A 4954-nucleotide genomic window follows, 5' to 3' on the forward strand; every position below is an offset into this window, starting at 1 on the left:
CTAAAATAGAAAGAGCATTGAGAAAATCTGGTGATTTTGAAACGGGGGGAATACTAATTGGCAAAAAAGTTGAAGATAATAGTTTTGAGATAATTGACGCCTCCGTTTCAGATGAAGACAACAAATACTCAATAGCCTCTTTTATTAGAGGTGTCAAAAAATCAGACTTACTTTTAAGAAAACACTATAAGAAAAAAACAGGATATTATATTGGTGAATGGCATTCTCACCCCAAGTTTAGCTTGTCTCCCAGTCATCAAGATATTGCGACGATGATAGGCATTCTTGCGGATGATAACTATGGGGTAATGTTTAATATTCTTATGATTACTAAATTGAATAACAACAAACTTGATTATCAAGGATATTTCTTTCATCGAAATTTAGCTGAAATAATTGTGCTTGAAAAAAAGCCCAGCCCCTAACAATGCATAAAAATAATAGCCGAAATAGTAGTGAATTCAAGGGCTGTAGCCCGCTTCAACTTCCTTGTAATTTGACAGGTTTTAAGCCCGCAATCGGCTACATATTCTTATGCGAAACGTTACCATTAATTTAATAAACTGCTGCTGACATAAAACTACATCGTAAAATGACAAGAATAATAATATTCCTAATCTTCTTGATTACCGTATTTCAGAGTTCTCTTTGTCAGACTGATAAAGTCAATGTAATATTTGACGACGGTAAAGAAATTGATACAATTACATGGGAAATAAACTCTTATAAGACATATTATTCTTCTGTAGACTTAAGTCCTTGGTCGACATTGAAAGACAGTGGTATTTATGATAATAAGGGAATGAAAACTGATTTTTGGATTGAATATCCAATTGATACCACAATAATGTTTTCAGCTAATAATATTCGAACAGATTCTTTAAAATCCAAAGTTTATAATCCCAAATTAGTTAAACTAACAGGGAAATATAGTGATGGTAAAAGATATGGAACATGGAATACTTATTCTTATTCTAACTACATTGATTCAAAATGGATTTTGGACGCGACAACTAACTACAAGGATGGCCTAAAAAATGGAATGGAAATATCCTTTTACCCATGGACAAAAGATACATTTATGATTGTGATTTACGAAAATGAAGAACCAATTGAACTTAAGGAGTTCTATACGGGAAATAGAGTGAAACAGATTATTAAAACAGAAAATGGCAAAAGTGTACATTATCAATATAATGATAAAGGGGAAATACTAGATAAAAGAATAATAAAATAAAAACTAATGGTAACACGCCGCTATAATGCATAGCAGGGGCTGGTTCGCTTTGGGTGGGCAGATTCCCGCCTCGATAGTCTCGTCCTCTCGGACGGACAATCTCAACGCAAATCTGCTACCGCATCATGCGGCCAACCGTTGGCCACAACGACACAAGCGGCTTCTAATTAAAGGGCCATGGCCTTTCGCTAAAACTAAATTCATTATAGATTATTTGGCGCGGTAAAACGGATTCACAAAACATACTGGGACAGAAATGCGAGATAAATTGATAAGGTACATTTCTGTTGGCCAGTTGAACTAAAGACCTGAAAAATAAGGAATAAACAACCACCTGACCAAGAATTTAAGTTGTGTAGCATAAATACTCAACGGTACTTAAGACAACAATGACGTAGAAATATTCGGAAAAGACCGCGCCATAAAGTGTTGAAAGCAAAGACTGACAAAATATGACCAGCTGTTGGGATAACAATTCTTTGACCGCTTGTTTAAAGAATAACATAACGTGAAAATAGTAATCGCAGTGGCCAACACACTGCATAACGCATAAGGGGGTCGTGCAGCTTGCAAAGCCTCTACAGATAAGGCCTGCGCCAAATCGTTGATTTGGCTTTAAAATGGAAAGTTAAATCAAAAACAACAATTTGGCTTCGCTTGATTTGGAAAGGTCTGTGAGGCTAAAATCCCCCTTACGCGTCATGCAGCAAAACGTTGGGGGCACATTAAAAAAAACGACAGAGCATAAACTTGATTGGGAAAAAAAAGTAATGAGCTTTAAATATTAAATCTGGCAAGTTGAACTTTGATTACAAAAGCTATATAAATGTTTAAGAAATTCTCAAATATCTTAGTAATTACGGTATGGATTTTAGCTGCAGTCATTTGGATCTCATCATTGATTTCACCGTTAGAAATAACAAAGGAATTGTATAGGAATATTTGTGCAATTCTAGCAATTTCAGGATTAATTTATTTAATCTTATACCTGATTCCTTTTAAGAAAAGACCAAAAAATATTATAGGAATTGTTACAGTTTTCTCTGTAGTCATACTTGGTATATATAGAGAACGTTTTCCTTGGAAAGGCAATTGGGACAGGAATGTATTATACAACCACGGACACTTTAAAAACAAAACTATCGAATCTCAGATAAGAGAAATAGGTACTTGGAAATTTGAAAAGCGGATTGTTAGGGTTACTAGACTTACAGATTTTTTAATAATTGCTGTAGAAACAGATACAATGAATATTGAATTACCTTGGGTGAAACCTGAGAATAACTAATAAAAAAAACGTGCCCCAACAAGCCATCATAAAGTAGCCCTGGCTTTGGTGAGATTTAGGAGTTCAGCCCCCGCGCCAACTGAAGCACAATTAAGAAAGCGAATATACCACACGCAAATTGGGCCACTTCATATGGCCGAACCGTTGTGGGGCATTCAAAAACCAAAGAAAAATCCTTATGAAATTATTTTATCTGTTATTGGTATTAGGGCTTATTTCTTGCAAAACCAGAAGCAAAAAGCAGACTATTGAATCAAAATTACAACTTGATTCTATGGCATTTCAACAAATACAAAATACAAATGATTTCTGGGAGTTTTCAAAATTTGTTTTAGAGTATCCAGAATCAGAATTCTTTTATACTGCGCTACAAAAATATCACTCAACCAGAGATGCATATTTTGACAGCATAGATATGCCAATTATTGATTGTTTTAGAAATTGTGCTAACATTCAAATAAAGGGTGACCAAAGAATTTTATTTGAACATAAATTGGTAAAACTAGAAGCACTACATGATTCCTTATTGAATTTTTATCTCAATGATGAATATGATGAATCAAAGCCTGAAAAAAAATATATTGAAGATGTATATGGAAAGCCTCAAGAAATATCCAAGGGACATATTCAAGTACAATACATAAATGATTCATGTGCAGTATTGCAAAATGTAATGAAAGAAATAAGTTGTTCGATTTTTTCCTATAAGAAATACTTATCACAAAAATGGTATCATAAAAAATGGGAGAAACTTGAAATTGAGGAAAGGGATCATCTTAACTTTTTATTCTATAATAGATTAATAATATTTGGTTGGGACGAAGAATATGTAGTTCCACCGCCACCACCACCTCCGACAGAATATGAAAAGTAAGAAATAACGCCCCACAACAAGCCATCATAAAGTAGCCCTGGCCTTGGCGGGATTTGGGAGTTCAGCTCCCGCGCGAGCAGAGGCATAAACAAGAAAGCGAATATACCACACGCACCCGGGCCACTTCATATGGCCGAACCGTTGTGCAACATAAAACAGAACGATAGAGCATATTTCAAAGATTAAATTATGGATAGAAAATATCAGTTAGAATTTTGTAAAATTTGTGATAATAGAGAATTCTCAAGAGATAAAGGGATAATTTGTAAACTAACAGGAGACATTGCAAAATTTGAAAATGATTGTCCTGATTTTGCTGGGGACAGAAAGCAAACACCATATGTGCCGCAAACCGATAGTTCAGTTGATTCTGAGGAAAACTATGATTTTGAAAAAACAGTAGACGGCTATCCGACAAAACCGATTGAAGAAACAAAAAAGCAATCTATAAATCGCTCACTGATGAGTATGGGATTGTTTATAGCTGCATTCTATTTGATTTTCAAATGGGATATAACTTATATTTTGGTTCTGGCTGGAGTGATTTTCATCCACGAGATTGGACATTTTCTCGCAATGAGAATTTTCAAGTATAATGATTTGGGAATTTTCTTTGTTCCTTTAATCGGAGCATTCGCAACAGGACAAAAGGATACGATATCACAAAGACAAAATGTAATAATTTTACTTGCAGGTCCGTTACCAGGTGTAATTATTGGAGTGATACTTTATTACTTTGGATTGAGGGATAGCAGCGAATTTCTTATAAGGACTTCTAATATTTTCATATTCCTAAATTTATTTAACCTGATTCCAGTAATGCCGCTTGATGGTGGACGAGTGATAAAAAGCATGTTTTTTGAGAACAACGAGCTGATTAATAAGATTTTTATTTTCTTATCAATTGCTGTTCTAACAATCTACTCGTTATATTCACAATCATATTTTTTACTTGTGATTCCCTTCTTTTTATTGACTCAAATTAGTAATCAATCCCAAGTGAGCAAGGTAAAGGAAGGGATTGATAAAAAAGGTATAGACATTAATAAATCTTACGAGGAGCTGACTGACGAGGAGTATTGGTTGATACGAGATGAGATTGGAACTCACATGAAATACTTTAACCGATTTATTACTCCGAAAAGATATATAATAGCTGATAACGAGCAAAGGATAATTAAACAAGTAAAAGCGATTGTTCAGAAAGAGCCAATTAAGGATTTAAGAGTAATTGGTAAAATCTTGATTACTCTCTTGTGGATTATGACTTTTATCGTTCCATTCGTTATGATTGTGATATATTATATTCGATTAGGGATTGAAATTCAATAAATTACGTTGCACAACACGCGGTATAAAACATTGGGGTTTAAGTGGTTATTCAAACTTTCTGCCACGCATTAAGTTCGGTGTAACTGGACAGGAAAGTAACCCGAAATCCCCAACGTTTCATACCGCCACCGTTGTGCCCTATATTTTTTCAGCGGTAAGCTTTTTGTTGGCTTCCAGAAACAAGAATTCAAAAATAATCCAACGCACTGTAACGGTTAGATTT

5 protein-coding genes are annotated in these 4954 nt (G+C 34.5%); all 5 read left to right on the top strand.

From position 1 onward, the window contains the following. A partial coding sequence (locus J1N10_RS20445; RefSeq protein ID WP_262328591.1) for a Mov34/MPN/PAD-1 family protein occupies positions 1-425 on the top strand: 425 nt, incomplete at its 5' end. 167 nt (positions 426-592) lie between these two features. Next, complete coding sequence (locus tag J1N10_RS20450) at positions 593-1237, top strand: hypothetical protein (protein WP_262328592.1); 645 nt, start codon at positions 593-595, stop codon at positions 1235-1237. A gap of 826 nt (positions 1238-2063) precedes the next feature. Continuing rightward, positions 2064-2525, top strand: a complete 462-nt coding sequence (locus J1N10_RS20455; RefSeq protein WP_262328593.1) for a hypothetical protein — start codon at positions 2064-2066, stop codon at positions 2523-2525. Positions 2526-2703: 178 nt separating this feature from the next. Next, positions 2704-3399, top strand: coding sequence for a hypothetical protein (locus J1N10_RS20460; protein WP_262328594.1), 696 nt, complete (start codon positions 2704-2706; stop codon positions 3397-3399). A gap of 189 nt (positions 3400-3588) precedes the next feature. After that, a complete protein-coding gene (locus J1N10_RS20465; protein WP_262328595.1) occupies positions 3589-4731 on the top strand; it encodes a site-2 protease family protein in 1143 nt (380 codons plus the stop codon). Positions 4732-4954 lie beyond the last annotated feature (223 nt).

Origin of the sequence: Carboxylicivirga litoralis (assembly GCF_025499605.1) — a bacterium.
Lineage (GTDB): Bacteria > Bacteroidota > Bacteroidia > Bacteroidales > Marinilabiliaceae > Carboxylicivirga > Carboxylicivirga litoralis.